Below are 21,677 nucleotides of genomic sequence, written 5' to 3'. Positions count from 1 at the left end.
GCCGATTTCAATTTCTAACGGATGCCATAGCGCTTATTTCGCTTAAATCCGGCTATTTGAGCCCAAATTAAGGAAAATAACGGCGCTGGCAACCGTTAGAATTTAGAACATGCCTTTTTTCGCCAAATAGCGGCTGTCACAACCGTTACATTTCCGGCGGGCGCATGATCCACTCGAAAACCAACGTTTTGCGGAAAATCTCAATAGTACCAGGACCACTAATCGTCTTGTGCAAGAGTTAATGCAACGCTGGTTCCCGCAACTTTCAGCATCAGCCACCCGTACACACCTTCCCGCACCAAGCCCCTCGCTCCCCCGCCTCCTATCCTTTCACCGCGCCGGCGGTCATCCCCTTCATCATCTGCTCCTGGAACAGCAAATAAAGCGCGATCGTCGGCAGGACGGAAAGCGTCATTGCCGCCAGCGTCAGGCCGTAATCGGTCTGGTAGCCGTCCGCGAAGTTGGCGATGGCGAGCGGCAGCGTTTTGAGCGCCGTTTTGTTGATAAACACGAGGGCGAACGAGAAATCGTTCCAGGCGTGCAAAAAGCTAATGATCGTAACCGTGGCCAGCGCCGGAGCCGACATCGGCAGCATGATGCGGAAAAACAAGCCCCACAGCCCGGTCCCGTCGATAAATGCCGCCTCCTCCAGCTCGCGCGGCACGCTTGTCAAATACGCCGTCAACACGAAAATCGCCGTCGGCAGCGCAAAAGCGGTATAGGGCAATATCAACGCCCAATACGTGTTCAGCAACGACATTTGCTTCATCAGGATAAACAGCGGCACCAGCGTGCTGTGAATCGGAATAAGCATGCCGACCACGAAAAAGGCGAACACCCCGCCCTTCCAGCGAAACTGAAAGCGGGCCAGCACAAAGGAAGTCAACGCCGCGATAAACAGCGTAAGCGCTAACGACCCGGCCGACACCACCAGCGAATTGCCGAAGGCCGCTCCCAGCCGCGAACTTTCCCACGCCCGGACGAAATTGTCCCCGCGCCACACCTCAGGCAGCCCGAAGGGACGGGCATAAAAATCCGCATTTGTTTTAAAGGCGCTGATCACCAGCCAAAAAAAAGGGTACAACGTTAAAATGCCATAGATCGTCAGCCCCGTCCATAAAATTCCATTGCTTATTTTTCGCAGAACGCTACTTCCCTCTCTTGGCGGCGTCACTACGGATATCGGCGTCGTCGTGTTCATTCTTGAATCCCCCCTCCTTTCACGCCGTGCTTTTCTTGCGGCTCGTCAGCCATTGGCTCGTTCCGATCAGCAGCAAACTGATCACCATAATCGTCGTCGAAATCGCGCTGCCGAAGCCGTAGCGGTAGGTCGAAAACGTCGAGTTGTACATATACGTCGCCAGCAGTTCGGTAGCGTGAGCCGGCCCGCCCTTGGTCATAATGTACACGAGGTCAAACGACTTGAGGCTCCCGGAAATGCACAGGACGACCGCGACCTGAACCGTGTTTTTGATCATCGGCAGCGAGATCGCCACCAACTTGCGCACCCCGGACACCCCGTCGATTTTGGCCGCGTCGTGGATTTCTCCGGGGATGTTTTGCAGCGCGGATATGAAAATGATCAAATACAGGCCCACATAACTCCAGACCAGCGGCGGCAGCAGCGAATAGATGGCGATATTTCCGTCCGACAGCCACTGCAGCTTCCATCTCTCCAGCCCAAGCGCATCCAGCAAAAAATTAAGAATCCCGATTTGCGGATGGTAAATGTACTGCCAGATCATCCCGATCACCACCGTCGAAAGCACCATCGGCAAAAAAACAGCCGAGCGCAGGAACCGCTGCCCCCCGCTCTCCTTATGCAGCAGCACCGCCAACGCCAGCGCTAACGGAATCTGCCCAAACACTGAAGCAAGCACGAAAATAATGTTGTTTTTCAGCGCCCGCCAAAACACGGGGTCCCGTAAAATTTCCGCATAATTACTCAGCCCGTTGTACTTCGCCTCACCGATGCCCGACCAGTTAAAAAAGCCGTAATACGCCGACCAGACGACCGGCACAAACACGAACAGCGCATAGAGAATCACGGCGGGCGCCAGGCCCGTGAAGATAAAACGCCTGCTGCGCAGCGCATTCATAAGCTCTCACTTCCCCTGATTAAAATAACCCCTCCCCCCTCAAGGGGAAGGGGCGTCATATTAGTTCGCCGCTACAGCAGCCTGCGTGTCCTGGATTTTACGCCCGATGTCCTCTGGTTTGCCACCCATCAGCAGCTCCTGCAGCCCGTTGTTGACCACTTCGACCGTGGCCGAGCCAAGCTTGGAATCATAGACCGGCACAATTTTGATGCCCTGCACCAAGTCGTACAGCTCCACGAACAGCGGATGTGCTTTGCTCTTGTCCAGCTCGATGTTGTAGCTGACCAGAGTGCTGCTGTCCAGCGTCGCCTTTTGCCCGTCCGGCCCGGCCAGCGCGTAAAACAGCTTCATCGCCGCTTCCTTTTTGCCGCCATCCAGCTTCTTGCTGACGCCAAGACCCGTTCCCACGACGCCGGAGGTCGTAGCCGGATCGCCTTTGCCGCCCGCAATCGCCGGAACGATCGTGATATGTGTGTTGTCCAGCACCTCCGGCGGCGCGTTGTTGACCAGATTGGCCAGCGCCCAGCCGCCGTTGACGACCATCGCCGCGTTGCCCTGGAAGTACAGCTGCATCATCTGCGTTTCGTCCAGGCTGTTGAAGCCTTCCTGGAACGCGTTGATTTCGCCGAGCTTCTGGAATGTTTTAAGCGCCTCAATAAATTCAGGGTCGGTGAACTTAGCCCCATCCTGCTCCACCGCTTTCAGGAACCAATCCGTCCCCGTAATCCGGTCCGCCACCGTGCTGAAAAACGTCGACTGCGCCACCCAGTTCGCTTTGTTGCCCAGCGCGATCGGGATCACGCCGTTGTCGTTGAACGTCTTGATCGCCGCCTCCAGTTCCTCCCACGTTTCCGGCACTTTGACGTTGTATTTTTTGAACAGTGCATCATTGTAAAAAATAAAGGAGCTCGGCGCCAGGTTCATCGGAACGGAGTAGGTCTTGCCGTCCACAGTGTAACCGTCCAAGGCGTTCGGGATGAAGCCGTTTTTCCAGTCAGGATTGGCGTTCAATTCGTCATCGATCGGTTGCAGCAGATCGCCTTTGACAAACTCCTTCGTCATCGCGTCCGGCCACATCACGAACAAGTCGGGCATTTCGTCGGCCGCCGCCACCGTGCGCAGCCGGGTTTTCAGCCCATCGGTCGGCAGCCCTTCGTCGACCACCTCGATATCCGGGTTTTGCGCCCGGAAATCTTCGATGATTTTCCGCATCGCCACCGCCTTGGCATCCTGCCCGGTCCAGTTATGCCAGATGGAGATGCTCACCTTCTCCCCGCCATTCCCGCCGCTGCTGCCGGCGGTTTCGCCCCCTCCGCCGCACCCGGCCAGCAGAAGCGCCAGCATGGCGGCGCCGCAAATCATAGCGATCCATTTCTGGGTCATTTTCTTTTTCATATCCGGTAATTCCCCCCTCGATTTATGGTCAATCCTATTGTAATGTTAGCGCTGTCAATTTAGTAAGGTGACGATTCGCGGCATGAGGGGTGAAAAATTTCGGATGTGGGACTCCCGCACCAACTAAGAGAAACGCCTGACGGCGTCCTTTAATGGCTCTGACTTCTACTTTGAAGCGATTGGAGGGATGAGTATGGGGGTTCCCCCATCCCCATTCCCTCTTCGGCTCTACTCCGGGAGCCTTCCCCTTCTTTCATGAACAGTATAGCGCCGGGTACCTCGACCCTTTCCAATCTGTAGTCTACATCCAGTGGACGTTGCTCTAACGGACACCAGCGACCTTATCCGCCCATTTCCCGGATATTTCCCAGCCTAACGGACACAGGCGACCCTATTTCGCTCTAAACCCGTTCATCCAGGCCGATTTGAGGTAAATAAGTGCATCTGTGTCCGTCTACATTTTGCAAACCTCTGTTTTTCCGAAGATAACGGCTCTGGTGTCCCTTAGCCCTCTACCTTGCCCGAAATTTTATTAATTCAATACGGTGAAAAAACGAGGCCGCCCAAACGCAGTTCAACACTGCGCCAGACTGCCCCGTACAGTGATCATTCCCGGGCTAGGCCACCCCCGAAATAGCGTACTTTTTGGGCGTTATTTCGGCATTGTTCCCCTTTGCGCGCAAAATAACGGTAAAAGATGTCTTTATTCCCCCCGCAGCCCCCGGTGATACCGCCTTTTTACCTCCCACGCCTAAAATAACGACATAAAACGGCCCTATTTGGCGAAAGGACCGACATATCGCGAAAATAACGCCCTTTTGTTCCGCTATTTCCGCCGCCCTGGTCTGCCAGGAAAACTAGTTTAACAAAAAAGGACCCGCCCTAAGGGCAGGTCCAGCAGTTCCAACTGAGTTCGCGTACCTGTATATCTATATATCACGTATCCATGCTAATGTCGTCCCACGCTTCATCCCGGTAGCCGATCATCCAGAACAGTGCCCGGCGCCGCTCCATCACGACGCTTTCGCTCAGGCCGCCCGCGGGCTCCCGGCCTTGAATCCGGTCGTTGACGCAGGCCCAGTGCAGCCGGTAGATTTTGTCGGCCTCGTCCAAAATCTCTTCCGGCCGGCGCAGCGACGTCCGCTCCAAAAACTCGGCAAAACCGCCGCAGCTTGAAACCGCCTGAATCGCAAAATCACAGTCACACGTATGGTCCGGAAAATCGAGCGAATCCACCACCCTAAGCGCCCACAAAAGCGCCCAATAGGCCTCGTATTGCCAGGTCAGGTTGATGGCGTCCTGACGGGCAGGCTCCGCTTGCTCCAGCAGGTCTCTCTCCGCTTCGGTCAATTCATCCGCCACCCCGAACTGGTCCAACAGGCCGGTCACAAAAGCTTTCGACTCCGCCTGATCGCTCTCCTGGGCAACGTCGCACGCATATTGGATTGCGATCAACAGGGCCGCCGCCCGCCGGGCAATCTCCTCCCTCGACTTGACCTTAAGCTCGCTTAACGGCGGGAGTTCGGGCAGATGCTCCAAATACGGGATTTGCTTTTCTTTGAGATAAGCCAAATTTCTTTGCTTTCTCTCCGCTCCCTCCGGGGTGGAGCGATCTTCACCCCGAATTTTTCGCGTGCAGGCCCGCGGACTGAAATCCGCGGCATCAGACCGGCCGTCCGGATACACGATCACCCGTCCATCCCGGTCCAGCAGCGTACCATCGGAAATAAACCCGATCCCGTCCACCTTTCCGGCAAGACGCACAAAGCGTTCGAGGTAGTCCTGGCCGTACTCTTTTTCCGTTTCGATCGCCAGCATCGTGTTGATCACGGAGATTTGGAGCAGCACGCGGCGTTTCAAATCCTCGTCTTCAAAGGGAATGCTGTCGTAAAATCCCATCATCCCCGGAATGTTGTTATCGAAATAATCCGGATCGGTATCCTCCGAAGCCACACGAATCGTAATTTTGTTGTTTTTAAACCAGCCTTTCGGCAAGACCGAAAACTCCGTTTCGCCCGAGCCTCCGCCAGTTACTTTAAAGCCATCCCCAAACGCCTCGTGAATCAGCCCGCCAATATCGCGGATATCGTTCCGGGACGCAAAAATCGTAAAATAAGCCAAAAAGCTTCCTCTCCTTTTATAAAAGCGACGGTATTGTTCATCCCATAAACGGTTTACGCGCTAAAATAAAAAAGCGATGTTCCCGGCTCGTTACATGCCCGTCCCGCTCAGCGGCTTCGTGCAGTTCAAGCAGCCGCTCAAAGCAGCGGTCCACGGAAAAGCCGGCAAATTCCCATTCGATGATTTTGGCGAAAAAGACAAGCGCGCCCACATCCTTAAAACGCAACTCCGGAAAACACTCCTGTCGGTCCAGCACCGTAAATCCCGCTTTCTCCAGCACTTCCGCCGTTTGAGCCAGTCCGAAATCCGCCGGCGTCGTCATCGCTCCCTCGCCCAGCAAAAGCCGCGACAGCTCCCGGTTGTTCATCCCGCCAACCTGCTGAGTGACGAACACGCCACCCGGCTTCAGGATGCGGCTGACCTCCCGGGGGGAAAACGATTCGTGCCGGTTGATCACCAGATCAAACAAGCCATCTTCAAACGGCAAAACGTCATCGTCCTCCACGAATTTGACTTCGATTCCGCAGGCGGGCAGCTTCGCCCGGCACAGCTCATAGTTGGGCGGATAGCTCTCCGTCGCGTACGTTCTGCCCGCCGGCGGCGAAAGCGACAGCAAAAACTCCCCACCGCCTGTGCCCATATCCAACATGACCGTATCTTCATTTATTCGCGTCCGAACGTTTGCTTTATAATCCCAAGGAAGCTCTTCTTCCGCCATCCGGCCGGCCAGATAAGAAAAATCCCAGCCCTGAAAGCCTTTCGCTTCTTCCGCTTGCCACCGTTTTCTTAATTCGTTTCGGTTTATCGCGTTCATCGCACAATTGCTCCTCTCGTTTATTGGTGTTCTAAAAAACGAGCTGCGCAGTTGCCTGATAACTCATTACTTAAGCCCAGTGAAGCCGGTTACCAGTTTATGCAACTGCACCGGGCAATTACCGCAGAGCTTACATCTCATCGCCAATTCACCATATGTATTGTTTTAATCATCATACCAGTGCCCACGATGGGGAGCAACAGCAAGGTCCGGGGCTGCTTGGATGGCTGTCGACTCAGATGTCTTCCCGCGGCTTTAACGCAGCGCTTTGGCGATGATCCATTCCAGCCACTTCCACGGCAGCAGCGCTTTGCCCCAGATCAGCAGACGGGAGCCCTGCCCCAGTGCGTACCGCAGGCGCGGAGCGCGCATGCCGGCGATTCGCGTGATCAGATCGGCCACCTCCTGCGGATCGGGCGCTGTCTCCGCCGCTTTGCGCGAATACCGGAGCACCGCCTCAAGCTGCGCCCGGTAAGGGGAAGCGGGATCGCTGCGGATCTCGCCAATTCCTTTGTTCCAGATCGGAGTGCGATAGGCTCCCGGCTCCACCAGCACGACTCGGACGCCAAACGGCCGCAGCTCATGCCGCAGGCTTTCCGAAAAGCCCTCGATAGCGAATTTGGAAGCGGCGTAAGGCGCATAACCGGGAAAACCGGCTAAGCCGCTGACGCTGGAGACGTTGATCACGAGTCCCCGCCGCTGCGCGCGCATCACCGGCAGCACCGCCTGCGTCACCGCAATGACTCCGAACAGATTGGTCTCCATCTGGCGCCGCCAGTCTTCCATCGGCACCTCTTCGACGAAGCCGCCGACGGCCAGACCCGCGTTGTTCACCAGCACGTCAAGCCGCCCGTACCTGCGGAAGATCTCGTCCACGGCCGATCCTATCGACGCATGCTCCGTCACATCAAGACGAACGCAGCGGATTCGATCCGCCACCCCTTCACGGACCGCCCGCTCCTCAAGCTCATGCCTGCGCTCCAGGTTTCGCATCGTGGCCACGACCTGGTATCCCCTGCTGGCGAGTGTCAGAGCCGTGAGCAGGCCAAATCCGCTGGACGTCCCCGTAATCAGGGCGACCGGCAGGCCGCCGCTTCCCAGAGCGGCACCGGCACCCCGCCCGGCTTGTTGCTCCGCCATAAATCTTTCCCCCTGTCTACCAGAAATCTAACGGTTGTCACAGCTGTTATTTTACGAAAAATGACCTTTTCTAATTTCTAACGGTTGTGAGCGCCGTTAATAGCCTCAATCTGGGTAAAACTAGCCGGGTTTCAGTGAAATAAGCGCGATGGCAACCGTTAGAGTTTGAAATCGGCGTTTTTGGAGCAAATAGTGGCAATGGCAACCGTTAGAAATAAACAATGTTGGTCAGAAAATTCGATGCAATGAAACGCTGTTGCTCTATTTCTCTCCAAATGGGCTATTCCGCCGCCGAAACAGCGCCATTTTTTTCACTAATGTTTTCGCTTATGCTGCTGTTTTCCTCCGTCCCAGCCCTCCGTTACTTCCCACGCTACTCCCTAACCGCCGCTTTACGCCGTTCGACCCGGCGCAGCTTGACCGCGCCCGGAACGAACATGTACGGGCTGAAGCGAACCTCGGGCAAGTCGCTCTCCAGCCTATGGCTCAGCTCCTGAAGCTGCCTGGTTACTTCGGCCTCCACGTCCGCGCGAGAACTGTCCGGGGGGAGTTGCAGCGAAATGTCCAGTTCCCCTCCGGCGAGCTGGACAACCCGGTAATGCTCGATCGCAGCCGAGGCGGCAATGACCGCCCGGGCCATAAAATCCGGAAACACCGCGACCGGTTCCCCCGTACGGCTATGAGGAAAATACAGGATATCGTCGCAACGCCCTTCGATCCGCTCAATGGCGGTAAAGGGGCAGCCGCAGGGGCAGGGCTCCGCCGCTTCGGTCAGCACATCGTCCAACCGATAACGCACAATCGGCTGAGTGGTGCGGGAGAAGTCGGTTATGATCGGCACGAAGCGCCGGGTGGCCGGGTCGAGGTATTCTTTTTCAATGTGGACGACATCCTCGTTCAAGTGCAGCGTCCCCAGCTCGCAGGTCGCCCCCAGAAAACCTTCGGTGCACTGGTAGGCCTGATGTACCGTTTGCCCGAACGTTTTTTCGATCACGTCCCGATCCAGCGGATCCAGCACCTCGGCAACCGAAATCAGCTTGGACGGCTGTGCCGTCAGCCTGCCCGCCGTGAATTCGCCCGCCAGCATTCTCAGCATGGAAGGCGGAGCGACCCACACCGTCGGCCGATAAGCCTCCATGCGTTCCACCAGTCTGTCGACCGGGTCCAGCAGGTCAAAATACCGGAATTCCAGCTTTCCGCGCCGCACCGATTCGTACAGATTGCTGTTCGCCCGCAGAAAAAAAGCGATCTTTGCCGGCTTCCACAGCCCTCCGGGCAGCAGCTTCGCCAGCACCGTTCCGGTCCAAGCATCCTGCTCCCGGCCGCTCACCAGAAACAGTCCGCGATTGCCCGAAGTTCCGGACGACAGGCCGACCGTTATCCCTTTGATCACAGGTCTGAAATTGCGGGTAACCTCCCCCTCGGCGGCTAACGCCAGCGCTTCCTCTTTCAGGATGCCAGCCGTGTTGAGCCGGTCGAAGTGCGCCATCATCAGCGTCTTGTCCATCAAGGGAAAACTCCTCCAAGCCGAATCCTCAAGACCGTTCCAATGCTCGCGAAAAAAAGAAGAGTTACCCCGAACCCAACGGATATGGCGAAGCACCCGGCGCTCCTGCCAACGCTCCAGACGGGCGCGGCTGCCCCATTTTCGTCTCCGCCGCGTCAGCCAGTAATGATATACGATCCGCAGCGTACCCAGAATGCTCAACGTTCCCTCGCCTCCGTTCCCCACAGCCTGAGCGCTTCGGTGCAGTGGCTGGGCACGATCCGGATGTCCGGATACTTCCGGTGCAGCTCCATCAGCCGGTCGAAGCTGCGTCCGTACTCTCGCCTGTCCGACATGATGATTCCCGCCGCCGGATGCGGCCTGCGCCCTTCGCGAAACGCCCGGCTGGACCACACCGTATCCGCGCAAAGAAAATAGTCGGCTTCCTCCGTACTCGCGAACAATCCGATCATGCCCTCCGCATGGCCGGATACTTCCACGGCGATCACGCTGCCGTCCCCAAAGACGTCGAATCCTTCCGCAAAAGGAAACTCCGGCCCGAAGCGGAATCGCTGCGCACCGGCGTCAATGGGCTCCGATCTTGCGGCGAACCGCTCGGGGGCCGGCAGCAGGCCGGGTAAGAACCCGGCTCTGACGGCGGCCAGGGGATGCAGCGAGCGTACGGCCTCGTAGGCTTTGGGCAAATAAATCAGCTTGGCCTGCGAAAAATCTTTGACGCCCGCGATATGGTCGGCATGAAAATGCGTCAAAATCACGTATTTGACCTGTTCCGGCTCCACGCCCAGCCTCTCCCGCAGCCAGCCCGCGGCGCTGTCGCGCTCCTCGTACACCACCGGCGTAATATACCTGTACAGCGCATTTGGGAGCTTGGCGGTCTCCGCAAAAAAGCGGGAGCTGTACCCCGTATCCACCATCACCGGCCCATGCCGGGGATGGACGATGCAGGCAAACCCCGCCGGGAACTGGACCGGGCGCAGCCGCCCGCCGCGCAGGGTCAAAAATTCCGGATGAGTGCAGTACCCGGCCGCGCCCAAATACAATTGCACCCTAACCTTAGTGGGGATGCTTGTTTGAGCCTTTGACACCCCAGGCGGGAGGTTCGTTTGAGCCTTTGACACCTCAGGCGGGATGCTTGTTTCACCCCCGGGCGCCCCAGACAGGAGGCTTGTTTGAGCTTTAGGCGCATCTGGTAGGATGCTTGTCAAGGCCCCGGCCGCCCTGGCCGGAACGCTCGTTTGGATGCTCTTCATCATGACCGTCCCCTCCACCATTCCGCGAAACGCCGCAGCCCTTCGTCCAGGCTGACGCGCGGAGCATAACCGAGCAGCGCGCGCGCATCCGTGATGTCAAGCGTTTGGCTCAAGGCGAGCGTCCCGGCGGTATAACGCGTAAGCAGCGGCTCGCCCAGCGCCGGGATCAGCCGGTGCAGCCCTTCCAGCACCGTGGCCGCTCCGTAGGCTTTCCGGTAGGAGATGACGCGGGCCTTTAATGGCAGGTCCAGCATACGGAACAGCGCTTCCACCAGCCCGGCGAATTCCCGCGGCTCGCCGTTCGTAATATTATAGGCCCGGCCCGCCGCATCTTCGGGGGCATTCCAGGCGTCCAGCAGCGCGTCCACCGCATTGTCCACGTAGGTCGCGTCGATCAGCGCCTTCCCGCCGCCGATCAGCGGTACACCGGACTTGCCGCTCGCAGCGACGATACGCGGGAACAGCGCCTGGTCATAGGGGCCGAATACCGCTCTTGGCCGGATAATGACCGATGGCAGCCCCTTGGCGTGATACCGCTCCACAACCTGCTCCGCCAGCCGTTTTGTGGCGGCATAATGATTCGCTCCTTTTACAGGCAGCGGCTCGGACTCACGGATACCCAGACGGGGGACGAAATCGAAATATACGCTAGGAGTCGATACATGAATGAAGCGGCGCACTCCCTCTCGCAGGCTGGCCTCCGCGAGTATCCGGGTCGCCTCCATATTGCAGCCGTAAAAATCGCGGTATCTGCCCCATGGCGAGGATAATGCCGCACAATGAAAGACCGCATCCTGCCCGGAGCAGGCTGCGGCGGTGCCGCTCTCGTCGCGTAAATCCTGACTGCGGAACCGGATGCCCTCCGCCTCGAGCCGCCTGCCCTGCTCGGGGCTGCGCCCGAGACCGGTTACGTCCCAGCCCTCCCGGACCAGCCGCCTCGCCAGGTGTCCTCCCAAAAACCCCGTCGCCCCAGTTACCAATGCTTTCATGATGGTTCACCGTTCCATTCTATGTCGTAAGTTAACGCTTCGGTCAGCGTAATCCCCAATCTGCGGGCGGTGCGGAAGGCATCGTATACGACCTGCGCCTGCTCCAGCCATGGCCTAAAGTCATCCGCCCGAAAAATGACGTCACGGGTCCCTCTGAGCGCCCCCAGCCAGGAGCCTAGCTCTCCGCGCAACAACTCCCGCCAACCGCAGCCGAGCATCGGCATGGCCAGCATCGCCTTGCTCCCCGGACGGGGGCGGACGATGACGCCTTCGGCCGCCAGCTCCTCTGGGCTTAGCAACGCCCGTTCCAGACCGATGCCGGGCTCGAACAGATGAACGCCGCTGGTCGTCCGGGGATTGCATTCGATCCCGTACAACTCCCCGCCGTTTTGCTCGATCAAATCAAAGCCGATCTGTCCGCAGAACCTCGTTCCGTCCAGGAAGCGGCGAACCCATTCCAAAGCCCCTTCATGCTCCATGTATTCAAAATGAACGCTCGCCCCCGTTTTTCCGGTCCGGTAACGGCTGCCGTAAGCAGCATGAGCCACGATGTGCCCATCGTGCACGACGCTGTAAGTACATACCGCCCGGCCGGCAATGTAACCCTGCGCCACCCAGGGCGATGTCTCCGACAGCTCGCTTCCTTCCGGAGGCGGCGGCTGTACGCTCCTTGGCGGTACAGCCCTATCGTTCCTCATCGGCATTGCCCTGTCGCTCCTTGGCGGCATTGCTCTGTCGCTCCTTAGCGGTATACTCCCGCCACTCCGTGATGGTATAGCCCCGCCGCTCGTGAGCGGCATTGCCCCGCCAGACCTGCCGAGGCGCTCCCCGGGCGGTTCCGCCGCTGCGCCTATCCTCAGCTCTGCCACCGCTGAGCCCCTACCTGGGCCCGCCCCCGCCGTCACCGGCATGATGACGCGGGAAGCAAAACGCGAATAGGCCGGCTTCAGCACCACCTGCCTACCTTCCGAAGCCGCAAGGCTCATCGTCTCCTGCCATGCCTCGCGGCCGTTCAGCAGCGTTGTAGGCGGGACGGGCAAGCCCAGCGAAACGGCGCGCTGAACGAAACGGTATTTATGATGCCATTCGTGAAGCAGCTCCAGCGGCGACACCAACACGCGGCAGCGGCGCTTCAGTCGCTCCGCTCCGCCAGCGATGACGAAGATCTCTTCGCACAGCGGAATCAACAGGTCGATGTCCCACTGCTCGATCACCGTCTCCAACGCGGCCAAATAATCCTGCGGCTGCTGCCGCGGAGGCGGAACACGGAAGCTTTGCTCCACCGCCGCGGACCGCCGGCACAGGTGATGCGGCGCGCTCTCGGCCGCGTATACCCGGTGCCCGGCGCGATGCAGCAGGCGAGCAAACTCCAGCGCAACCGGAGCCCGTCCTCCCGTGAGCAAAATGCGCAGCGGCTTAGTAGTCAAGCAGCAGCCCTCCCAGCGACAGGCCCGCCGCCGTCCCCAGCATCAGCACCCGGTCACCGCGCCGGATGCGCCGCTGCGCGATCGCTACATGCAGCCCCATCGGAATGGAGGCGGCGATCGTATTCCCGTGGTTCCGCGTATTATCGAAGAAGCGGTCCTCAGCGATGCCGAGCTTCTTGCGCAGCAGGCGCATCGCCACCGCGCTGCCCTGATGCGGAATCACGAGCCGGATATCCTCCAAGCGGGTCCCCGACGGGGCCAGCAAACCGTCGAGAAATTCCGGAAGCAGCTTGGAGGCCATGCGGAAGATCGCCTGTCCGTTCATCCTGAACAGGAACGGCTCGGGGCGCTCCGCCGAATATTGCGAGGCATGGCGGCGGGTTCCGCCACCGGCGATCTCCGAGTACCGGGCGCCGCGGCTGTATGTTTTCATGGAGGCGTAAACGATCCGCGAAGCCTCCTCGGGTTCAGCCTGGCCGATCACCACAGCGGCCGCCCCGTCGCCGAACAGCGCCGCGCTCTCTTTATCGGCCCAATTCAGCCCGGCCGAAGCGATCTCCGTCGCTACCAGCAGCACCCGCCGGTACCGGCCCGCCTCGACCAGGTATGACATCACGTCGAGCCCGTTCAGGAAGCTCAGGCAGGTGGCGTCCATATCAAAGGCCGGTACCCCCGAGTCTTCCTGGCCCATGGCTTGCTGAATGAAAACGGCCGTGCTGGGCAGCGGCTGTTCCTTCGTGCCGCTCGTGCACACCAGGCAGTCGATATCGGCAAAGCTAAGTCCGGCGCTTTCCAAGGCCATTTCCGCCGCCCTTGCTCCCATATAGGACGACGTCTCCCCTTCGGCCGCATAGCGGCGTTCGCCGACCCCCGTGATTTTGCCCGTCCATCCGGCCGGAACGCCAAGCAGGCGGTCCATCTCCTCGTCCGTGACGCGCCGTGAAGGCATGTATTTTCCCGTGCCGAGTATTTTTACTTTTCTAAGCTGCATTTCCCCATCTCCACTTCTTGGTTGTCGATAGTTGTGACAATTCATCCCCATAATGAAAATATAAAGTCCTCGCAGGCGTGAATTCTCAGGAATCCCTGAATCTAAGGCGTGGGTTTGGTAGTTGTGACTGGAAAAAATCCAATAGATTGCCGGAAAACAAATACCATTTTGAGCTCTCATTGGAAAATATCCAATAGATTTCGTTCGAATCGCCCAATTTGCGCCCTTCCGTGCCTAATCTATTGGAAATATCCAATCAAGTCGCCGTATTTGCCACTAAATTTCCAATTCTATTGGATATTTCCAATCAGCCCATTGAGTTTATCCCAACTTTTAACAACGGCAGGGACAGACACCGGTCTGCCCCTGCCAACGGCCATATCTTCCACAGTCTTAACCCCGCATGCCAAAATAGTTCGGCCCTAAAGCCGTTGTTAGTTCCGCCCAAGTGCGAGCGAATACGTTCAAGCACGTAACTAAAACCGCTATCGCGATACGATCTCCTTTAGTGCCCCATCCAGTGTTTCGTACCTAAACGTGAATCCTTCCCGCAGCAGCCGTTCCGGCAGAACCCAGCGGCTCTTCAGCACCAGCTCCGTCTCGGTGCGGATGAGCCGCGCCCCGAGCTCCAGCATCCAGCGCGGTGCGGGCAGCCCGATGGGAACGCCCATCGCCCGGCGCAAGCTGGCCATCAGTTCCCGATTGGTGACCGGATGGGGAGCAGAAGCGTTAAAGACGCCTTCCAGCTCAGGATGCTGCTGCAGGAACACCACGATCCGAAACAGGTCTTCCATATGAATCCAGCTGAACTGCTGCTGCCCGGAACCTTGCGGCCCGCCAAGCCCGAAGCGGACCAGATTGCGCATCGGGCCCATCACCCCGCCGTCATCCAGCACGATGGCGATGCGGAGCGCAATCCGCCGTGTGGCCGGAAGGTCAAACGCGAAAAAAGCCTGCTCCCACGCCTTGGCCACATCAACCGAAAATCCCGTGCCGATCTCGCCGCCTTCCTCGGTCATGGGGCGGTCTTCCGCATGCCGGTAAATCGTCGCCGTGCTTGAATTGATCCACAGCGCCGGAGGACGGCGGCATGCCAAAACACTCTCCCCGAGCAATCGCGTGGTCTCCGTTCTTGACTCCAGGATCAGCCGGCGGTTTTCCGGAGTATAACGGCAGTTCACCGATCTGCCGGCCAGATTGATCAGCAAATCAGCCTCTTCCAGCGCTTGCGTCATTCCCGGCCGGTCATCCCAGGAAATGTGGGAGGACTGCCTGGAAATCATGCTGATCTCATATCCCATATCCTTAAATCGGCGCTCAAAAGCCCGGCCGACAAACCCCGTACCTCCAGCAAGCACCACTTTGGGCATCATGAATCCACTCCTGTCGCAAATAAAATGGACAAAGTTCGTGATATATTGTCGTCATTATATCATGGTTTCGGAGTTGAATTTGCCCAAAGCCGCCAATCCCGCAAAATGGTCCGCCGGACCCATCGGTTCTGCTTTGGCAAACATTGCTAATCATTAAATTTTAAGCGATAATTTAGGCTATCCGAATTACAACCAAAACGATAACGGGGGGATTTACCGTGAGCAAATACGGAATGTACGCCAAATTCACCGCCAAACCCGGCGAGCGCGACAAACTGGTCGCTATCTTATTGGAAGCCGCCGCCGGAGCCGAGTCGGTTCAGGAATGCGAGTTGTACATCGTCAATGTCTCCGATACGGAACCGGATACCGTGTGGGTGACGGAGGTATGGAGCAGCAAGGAAGCTCATGGCGCCTCACTCGAACAAGAAGCGACGAAAGCATCCATCCAGCGGGCCATGCCGCTGATCGCCGGTGTGGAATCCATCCAAATCCGCCCTGTCGGCGGCAAGGGCATATAACTCCGAAATAAGGGGGCGATACGCGAATGAATATTCAACATGATCCGTATATTCGCAGCGATCAGGAGCGAGAACGCCTGCACAGGCTTGCAGCGCTCGCGGTGAAGTTTGCGGAGCGGGCCACGGAGCATGACCGGCTTGGCACGTTCCCGCATGAGAACATCGACGATTTGCGCGATTTTGGCTATATGAAACTGACCGTACCCGAGGTGTTTGGCGGCGACGGTATTTCTTTATATGAAATGGTGCAGCTGCAGGAACGGCTGGCGATGGGGGACGGCTCCACGGCGCTGGCGGTCGGCTGGCATGTCGGCAAGGTGCTGAACTTGCGGGAAAGCCGCAGTTGGCCTGAACCGGTATGGGCGAAGCTATGCCGGGACACTGTGGAAAAAGGCGTCATGATCAACGCGTTCGCCAGCGAGCCGGCGACCGGCAGCCCGAGCCGCGGCGGACGGCCCGCCACGACGGCTGTGGCCGCAGAGGGCGGCTGGGTGCTGAGCGGGCGGAAAAATTTCAGCACGTTATCGCCCGCACTCGACCGCTGCATCGTCACTGCTTTTTGCGAAACGACCGGTAAAACCGAAGAGTTCCTCGTCATGATGAAGGACGGCGTAACGATCGAGGAAACCTGGGACACCCTCGGTATGCGGGCTACGGGCAGCCATGACATTATTCTCGACCATGTTTTTGTACCGGAAAACCATTTGCTGAAGCCCAGCGGCGCTGCGATTGACGACGGCGGCGGATGGCTGCTGCACATTCCGGCCTGCTATATGGGCATTGCCCTGGCCGCGCGGGAATTTGCCCTGCGCTTTGCCGCCTCCTACCGCCCGAACAGCATCAAAAGCCCGATCGCCGAATTGCCGAATATCCGCCAGTTGATCGGACTGATGGAGCTGGAGCAGCGGACGGCCCGGCAGATGCTGTACGCTGCGGCGGACCGTTGGGACCGCCATCCCGAACTGCGGCCGAAGCTGCGATCCGACCTCGGGCTCGCAAAAATGATCGCCACCAACGGCGCGATCCGGATCGTCGATCTGGCGATGCGCATCGTCGGCGGAACAAGCTTATCGAAAAGCCATCCGCTCGAGCGTTACTACCGCGACGTCCGCGCCGGCCTTCACAACCCGCCGATGGACGATGCGGTCATGGCTTTGCTGGTGAGCGAGGCGCTGGAGGGGAAGCTGGAAGGGAAGGAGCGCTAGAAAATGATTCAACCATGCGTTGTTCGCGGAAAAAGCTGCATGTCGAGCAAATCCCATGAAATGCAAAAGTGCAGTTCATTTCCGGCCAAAAGTTACTTTTTTATCGGATAGCCCTAAATGAGATGTATTTTTGCATTTCAATCGCTCTAAAATGGTGATTCGCGAAAAATAGCATGCACTTTTGCAGTTGATCCCACCAGGCCGTCCTCCTCCCCATGAAAAACGAACAACTGCAAGAGCTAAATCATAGCTTCGCTGCGAAAGTCGGGTTAATTAGTCCTCAAGCAACCAATCCCGGGACGCGCTTAGCCCTTGGCCTTAAGTTCCGGCCCCTAATTCTTGAGCAGTTCCCGCAGCATCCCTTCCCTATTGTTCAAAAATTCCTTCATGATGAAGTAATGGTCGGTCTCCTCAAGCTTGACCGTACGGATGCCGTCCGCCGTCAGCTGGTAAATCACACTGTCGGGGTAAGCCATCAAAATTGGCGAGTGAATGGAAATAATGAACTGCGAATACGAACGGACCAGATCGTGAATGCGCGACAGCATCGCCATTTGCCGGTACGGCGACAGCGCTGCTTCCGGCTCGTCCATAATGTAGAGGCCACGGCCCCCGAAACGGTTCATAAACGCCGCGAAAAAAGACTCCCCATGCGACATCATGTGCAGCGACTTCCCGCCATAGGAGGCGATCAGAGGCGGCCCGCCCGGCTCACGGTCAAGGTTGTCGATTTCCGTGGCCAGGTTGTAATAGCTTTTCCAATGAACTTCGGCGTACGCCCAAATGCAACAGAAATCGCTAGTTGGATTTGGGATAGGTAATCCACAACTAAAAATGCCTGTCCGAAAAACGGCCGGAAGCCGCCGGACAGGCGTTGTTGCTATTAGTATGTTATGAGTTCCTTGGGATCTTCCAGGCTCTAGGCTCCGACGCCAACGCCCTGCAGGAATTGGAACAAAGTTTCGACCTTTTCCTCCGTCAGGTCGCCGCTGTTGTCGAAGACGAAAATCGATGAGGACGGGATATCCCAGTTGATCTCCGGGACGAATTGGACGCGGTGCTTGAAGTCGTCCCAGTGTTCCAGCTTCCACGTATCGCGCTCGGTTTGCCGCTCGATGATCCTTTCCCTTTGCGTCTCCATATCCTTCAATGTGACGACAATGACCTTGACGTCCACTTCGCGTTTGCTTAAACCCGCCGCCTGAAGCACCTCATCAACCCAAGCTTTATTTTTAAGCTCCGCCGTGAACGGGGAAATCATAAAGACATTTTGGCCCGCCGCCAAGTTTTCGATACAAATGTCCTTGGTCGTGTCATACTCCAGATCGCGAAGATGATGTTTGTAAAAATCGGAATCGCGGTCGTTGACGTCCAGCCCGTTCATCTCCAGGATTTTTTCGACGAATCGTCCGCCGACCGTATCGCGGTCCAAAAAAGCCGCCGGCATGCGAAACGCCAGCTTACGGGCCACCGTCGTTTTCCCCGTTCCGGCGACGCCCACAAAAAAAACCAACTTCTGCATGATGTAGCGATCCTCCTTAAGTATCTGCCTATAGCCTAATCCCATTGTACTATACAATTTGGAATCGGCACACCTGCAGCCGTATGGGGTCTGACGGACGACTTGCAGCCCTCTGCCCGCGAGTCATCCGCGGGAAACACCAGCGGACAGGGCCGGCGCAAAACAGCGCGGAACCTTACTTTTGTTGCCGGGGAAGCCCCGGTTGTTTCCGGAAATTTTACCGGGACGTTTTCCACGGCCATTCCCGGTTTTACCGAGGAGATCCCACGGCCCATTCCCGGATTCACCGGGGAAATTCACCGAGGAGATTCCACGACTTTTTCCGGATTTACCGGGGCAATCCTTGGCTTTTCCCGAAAAAAACTGCCGGGGTTTCCCTTACGCTTCAGCGTCGTTGCCGACGATCCGGAGCAGTTCTTCCCCTTCGCGAACCTCTCCCTGCCGGAGCGGAAGCACATCGGTGTAATCGAACGTATTGGTGACGATCACCGGAGTAACCGTAGGGTAGCCGGCCTCCCGGATCTTGTTCACGTCGAATTCCAGCAGCAGTTGGCCGGCCGCAACACGATCGCCTTCTTTGATATATGAAGTGAAGTGTTCGCCGTCCAGCTTGACCGTATCGATCCCGACATGGACCAGAATTTCCGCGCCGTTATCCGACACGACCGCCAAGGCGTGCTTTTTCTTGAACGCCACAGTGACGGTTCCGTCGAACGGAGCAACGACCCGGCCTGCGGCCGGCTCGATGGCCACGCCTTTGCCCATCGCCCCTGCGGCGAAGGCCGGATCAGGCACCTCCGACAGCGGAACCACCTTACCGCTTAACGGGCTGAGCGCCAAGTCGCTGGGTTTATCGGAAGCGGCGCCTTGTTCCTGATCCCGGGCCGGTTCGGCCGAAGCACCGGTTTTGGCTTCTTCTTCAACCGGGTCTTTGAAGCCCAGCACGTAAGCCAATACCGCGGACAGCAGGAACGAAGTGGTAATCCCGATGATCAACCCCGGGAAGCCTTGACCGCCAGGGCCGTAGAAAATCGGCAGCGTCAGCAGGCCGGGAGCGCCGGAAGCAAATGCCTGGGTACCGGCTTGGCCGATGATCGCACCGCCAACGGCGCCACCGATCACCCCCGCGATAAACGGACGTTTCAGCGGCAGGGTTACCCCGTACACCGCCGGTTCGGTAATGCCGAACAGGGCGGAGAGTGTAGCGGAACCGGCCAGTGCTTTCAGCTTTTTGTTTTTCGTTCGCAGCATAACTCCGAGCGCCGCGCCCGTCTGAGCGAAGACCGAAGCGGTAGCCGCCGGCTTGATGCCGTCTTTGCCGTAAACCGCGATGTTGTTGATGAATACCGGGATCAGGCCCCAGTGAACGCCGAAAATAACGAGCAACTGCCAGGACGCGCCCAGAATGGCGCCGGCGATCAGCGGGCTGAACGCGAAGGCGGCCAGCAGGCCGCTCGCGATGGCGTTGCCGACATACACGCCAAACGGTCCGAATACGATCAAAGTCAGCGGAACCATAACCGCAAGCGAAATCAGCGGTGTCACGAAGTTTTTGATGCTCTCATGAATCACGCGATTGCAGAACTTTTCCAGCTTGCTCATCACGATAACCGACAAAATAATCGGAATCACGGTCGACGAATAACTCATCATGATCACCGGGATGCCGAAGAAGTGTGTCTCCGTTCCCTCTGTTTTCAACTGGATGATCGTCGGATAGAGCAGCGCTCCGGCAATCGCCAAGGCCGTAAACATATTGCCGCCGAACTTTCGGGCAGTTGTCACCGCCAACATCGCCGGCAGGAAATAGAACAGGCTGTCCGCCGCCGCATACAAGATGATGTAGGTCGTATCCGTCGTATGCAGCCAGCCGAAATTGCTGGCAATCAGCAGCAGCCCTTTGAGAATACCGGCTCCCGCCATGACCCCAAGCAGTGGAGCGAAGATGCTGGAAATGACATCGATCACGGCTCCAAAGCCTTTTTTGCCGCCCTTCGTTGTCTCCTCGGGCTTGGCGTCGCTCAAAATGTTGGAAACCCGGCCGATGGCGTTATAAACCTCCGGCACCGTGTTTCCGATGACCACCTGGAACTGCCCGCCGCTTTCCTTGACCGTGATGATCCCGTCGGTCTTCTCCAGCTTGGCTTTGTCCGCCTTGGATGTGTCCTTCAGGGTAAACCGCAGTCTCGTCGCACAGTGGACGAGCGAAACGACATTTTTTTCGCCGCCTACGCCCTGAACAATTTCTTTAGCTAAATTCTCGTAACTCATGCTGTGCACCCCCACCATTTTGAATAAAAGCAATAATTTAGTGTTTTTTGGCAAATAAAAAACCTAAGCCTTGAAAAATAGTAGACCGCAATGTCTCGCTATTTTTCACGACTTAGGTTTTGCCTGCATCACCAGTAACAATCCCATTAAGATGCTGATTTGGTTTTGATGGCTCTATAATATACCGCTTTCTTCTCTTTGTCAACGCTTTATTAGCGGTTTACAACCCGTTCGATATGCACTGTCAAATAAAGCATTTCCTCGTTGGTTAATTTGTGATTGTACTCTTTTTCCACGAACATTTTGATTTTCTCGGCGCATAACGCGGCTTCCCTATGCTTCTCCTTGATCAAATCGAACAGGTTGTCATAGTTCTCCTTGTAGTGCGTCCCCTTGAGCACCCGCTGGGCAAAAAATTTCAGATGCGTTATGAACCGCAAATAGCTCAGCGAATCCTCTTCAAATTCCGTTCCAAAATGATATTTGACGATATTGATGATCTGCTGCATGAACTTGGTGATGTCCATGGTGGTGCCGACTTCCTCGTTCATCTCGGCATTGACGATATGGATGGCGATAAAGGCCGCTTCGTCCTCCGGAAGGTCGATGCCCAGCTTATGTTTGATCCGTTCCAGCGTCTTCAAGCCAATGCGGAATTCTTCCTTGTACAGCTGTTTGATCTCCCATAGCAGGGCATTTTTGATCTCCAGTCCCTGCTGTTGCCGCTCCACCGCAAAGTTGACGTGGTCGGTCAAAGAAACGTAGATATTTTCGTTCAGCTTCTTGGGGAGGTTCTTCTTGGCATAATCGATAATCTCCTCGACGATGACGATCAGCTCGATCGGCACCTCGCGCAGCAGCATCTTGAAATTATCGGAGGTCTGCTTGTTTTTGAGCGCGAACACCTTTTCGATCCGGCTTTCGTCCACCTTATCGCCGGGCTTCTTTTTAAAAGCGATCCCCCTGCCCATGACCACCAGCTCCGCGCCGTCCTCCTGAAGCACGCTGATGACATTGTTGTTAATGACCTTGGCTATGTTCATATGACCCCC

The 21,677-nt window shown here is 57.2% G+C and carries 17 protein-coding genes and 1 pseudogene; 2 read left to right on the top strand and 16 right to left on the bottom strand.

Annotated features, from left to right (window positions below):
- Positions 1-322 precede the first annotated feature (322 nt).
- The 12 genes from ACLD72_RS16725 to ACLD72_RS16670 form a co-directional block, all read right to left on the bottom strand.
- On the bottom strand, positions 323-1,201 hold the full coding sequence (locus tag ACLD72_RS16725; RefSeq protein ID WP_411002557.1) for a carbohydrate ABC transporter permease: 879 nt from the start codon (positions 1,199-1,201) through the stop codon (positions 323-325).
- Positions 1,202-1,220: 19 nt separating this feature from the next.
- Complete coding sequence (locus tag ACLD72_RS16720; RefSeq protein ID WP_411002556.1) at positions 1,221-2,099, bottom strand: carbohydrate ABC transporter permease; 879 nt, start codon at positions 2,097-2,099, stop codon at positions 1,221-1,223.
- A 60-nt stretch (positions 2,100-2,159) separates the two neighbouring features.
- Positions 2,160-3,494: an extracellular solute-binding protein gene (locus ACLD72_RS16715; protein ID WP_411002555.1), complete on the bottom strand. Its 1,335-nt coding sequence runs from the start codon at positions 3,492-3,494 to the stop codon at positions 2,160-2,162.
- Positions 3,495-4,430: 936 nt separating this feature from the next.
- Positions 4,431-5,615: a DUF4272 domain-containing protein gene (locus ACLD72_RS16710; protein ID WP_411002554.1), complete on the bottom strand. Its 1,185-nt coding sequence runs from the start codon at positions 5,613-5,615 to the stop codon at positions 4,431-4,433.
- Between the two features lie 37 nt (positions 5,616-5,652).
- Positions 5,653-6,429 (bottom strand): class I SAM-dependent methyltransferase, encoded by a 777-nt coding sequence (locus tag ACLD72_RS16705; RefSeq protein ID WP_411002553.1) that lies wholly within the window; start codon positions 6,427-6,429, stop codon positions 5,653-5,655.
- A gap of 255 nt (positions 6,430-6,684) precedes the next feature.
- Complete coding sequence (locus ACLD72_RS16700) at positions 6,685-7,569, bottom strand: SDR family oxidoreductase (RefSeq protein ID WP_411002552.1); 885 nt, start codon at positions 7,567-7,569, stop codon at positions 6,685-6,687.
- A 373-nt stretch (positions 7,570-7,942) separates the two neighbouring features.
- Positions 7,943-9,271, bottom strand: a complete 1,329-nt coding sequence (locus tag ACLD72_RS16695) for a F390 synthetase-related protein (RefSeq protein ID WP_411002594.1) — start codon at positions 9,269-9,271, stop codon at positions 7,943-7,945.
- A 2-nt stretch (positions 9,272-9,273) separates the two neighbouring features.
- On the bottom strand, positions 9,274-10,161 hold the full coding sequence (locus tag ACLD72_RS16690) for an MBL fold metallo-hydrolase (protein ID WP_458476019.1): 888 nt from the start codon (positions 10,159-10,161) through the stop codon (positions 9,274-9,276).
- Between the two features lie 164 nt (positions 10,162-10,325).
- On the bottom strand, positions 10,326-11,315 hold the full coding sequence (locus ACLD72_RS16685) for an NAD-dependent epimerase/dehydratase family protein (RefSeq protein WP_411002550.1): 990 nt from the start codon (positions 11,313-11,315) through the stop codon (positions 10,326-10,328).
- A complete protein-coding gene (locus tag ACLD72_RS16680) occupies positions 11,312-12,742 on the bottom strand; it encodes an ATP-grasp domain-containing protein (RefSeq protein ID WP_458476017.1) in 1,431 nt (476 codons plus the stop codon). The genes ACLD72_RS16685 and ACLD72_RS16680 overlap by 4 nt, the downstream gene beginning before the upstream one ends.
- A complete protein-coding gene (locus tag ACLD72_RS16675) occupies positions 12,732-13,733 on the bottom strand; it encodes a beta-ketoacyl-ACP synthase III (protein ID WP_411002547.1) in 1,002 nt (333 codons plus the stop codon). The genes ACLD72_RS16680 and ACLD72_RS16675 overlap by 11 nt, the downstream gene beginning before the upstream one ends.
- A 485-nt stretch (positions 13,734-14,218) precedes the next feature.
- Positions 14,219-15,106 (bottom strand): TIGR01777 family oxidoreductase, encoded by an 888-nt coding sequence (locus tag ACLD72_RS16670; RefSeq protein ID WP_411002546.1) that lies wholly within the window; start codon positions 15,104-15,106, stop codon positions 14,219-14,221.
- Positions 15,107-15,324: 218 nt separating this feature from the next.
- On the opposite strand from ACLD72_RS16670, the gene ACLD72_RS16665 reads away from it, so the two are divergent.
- Both ACLD72_RS16665 and ACLD72_RS16660 read left to right on the top strand, forming a co-directional pair.
- Positions 15,325-15,627, top strand: a complete 303-nt coding sequence (locus ACLD72_RS16665; RefSeq protein ID WP_251593209.1) for a putative quinol monooxygenase — start codon at positions 15,325-15,327, stop codon at positions 15,625-15,627.
- 26 nt (positions 15,628-15,653) lie between these two features.
- Positions 15,654-16,832, top strand: coding sequence for an acyl-CoA dehydrogenase family protein (locus ACLD72_RS16660; RefSeq protein ID WP_411002545.1), 1,179 nt, complete (start codon positions 15,654-15,656; stop codon positions 16,830-16,832).
- Between the two features lie 332 nt (positions 16,833-17,164).
- On the opposite strand, the pseudogene ACLD72_RS16655 reads toward ACLD72_RS16660, so the two are convergent.
- The 4 genes and pseudogenes from ACLD72_RS16655 to licT form a co-directional block, all read right to left on the bottom strand.
- Positions 17,165-17,590: pseudogene (locus tag ACLD72_RS16655) on the bottom strand (AAA family ATPase); the annotation flags it as partial.
- Positions 17,591-17,751: 161 nt separating this feature from the next.
- Positions 17,752-18,354 carry an AAA family ATPase gene (locus ACLD72_RS16650; protein WP_411002544.1) on the bottom strand — a complete coding sequence of 201 codons (603 nt, stop codon included), beginning with the start codon at positions 18,352-18,354 and terminating at the stop codon, positions 17,752-17,754.
- A gap of 378 nt (positions 18,355-18,732) precedes the next feature.
- Positions 18,733-20,625 (bottom strand): beta-glucoside-specific PTS transporter subunit IIABC, encoded by a 1,893-nt coding sequence (locus ACLD72_RS16645; RefSeq protein WP_411002542.1) that lies wholly within the window; start codon positions 20,623-20,625, stop codon positions 18,733-18,735.
- A 212-nt stretch (positions 20,626-20,837) separates the two neighbouring features.
- Positions 20,838-21,668: a BglG family transcription antiterminator LicT gene (licT, locus tag ACLD72_RS16640; protein ID WP_411002541.1), complete on the bottom strand. Its 831-nt coding sequence runs from the start codon at positions 21,666-21,668 to the stop codon at positions 20,838-20,840.
- Positions 21,669-21,677 lie beyond the last annotated feature (9 nt).

This window comes from Paenibacillus lacisediminis (assembly GCF_046567315.2).
The sequence above is the reverse complement of the archived record's forward strand: the minus strand, read 5'-3'. Positions and strand labels throughout refer to the sequence as shown.

Coding starts and splice junctions, on each gene's coding strand:
- ACLD72_RS16675 (WP_411002547.1), bottom strand. CDS start 13,733: ATGCAGCTTAGAAAAGTAAAAATACTCGGCACGGGAAAATACATGCCT.
- ACLD72_RS16715 (WP_411002555.1), bottom strand. CDS start 3,494: ATGAAAAAGAAAATGACCCAGAAATGGATCGCTATGATTTGCGGCGCC.
- ACLD72_RS16650 (WP_411002544.1), bottom strand. CDS start 18,354: ATGCAGAAGTTGGTTTTTTTTGTGGGCGTCGCCGGAACGGGGAAAACG.
- licT (WP_411002541.1), bottom strand. CDS start 21,668: ATGAACATAGCCAAGGTCATTAACAACAATGTCATCAGCGTGCTTCAG.
- ACLD72_RS16660 (WP_411002545.1), top strand. CDS start 15,654: ATGAATATTCAACATGATCCGTATATTCGCAGCGATCAGGAGCGAGAA.
- ACLD72_RS16705 (WP_411002553.1), bottom strand. CDS start 6,429: ATGAACGCGATAAACCGAAACGAATTAAGAAAACGGTGGCAAGCGGAA.
- ACLD72_RS16670 (WP_411002546.1), bottom strand. CDS start 15,106: ATGATGCCCAAAGTGGTGCTTGCTGGAGGTACGGGGTTTGTCGGCCGG.
- ACLD72_RS16645 (WP_411002542.1), bottom strand. CDS start 20,625: ATGAGTTACGAGAATTTAGCTAAAGAAATTGTTCAGGGCGTAGGCGGC.
- ACLD72_RS16700 (WP_411002552.1), bottom strand. CDS start 7,569: ATGGCGGAGCAACAAGCCGGGCGGGGTGCCGGTGCCGCTCTGGGAAGC.
- ACLD72_RS16720 (WP_411002556.1), bottom strand. CDS start 2,099: ATGAATGCGCTGCGCAGCAGGCGTTTTATCTTCACGGGCCTGGCGCCC.
- ACLD72_RS16685 (WP_411002550.1), bottom strand. CDS start 11,315: ATGAAAGCATTGGTAACTGGGGCGACGGGGTTTTTGGGAGGACACCTG.
- ACLD72_RS16725 (WP_411002557.1), bottom strand. CDS start 1,201: ATGAACACGACGACGCCGATATCCGTAGTGACGCCGCCAAGAGAGGGA.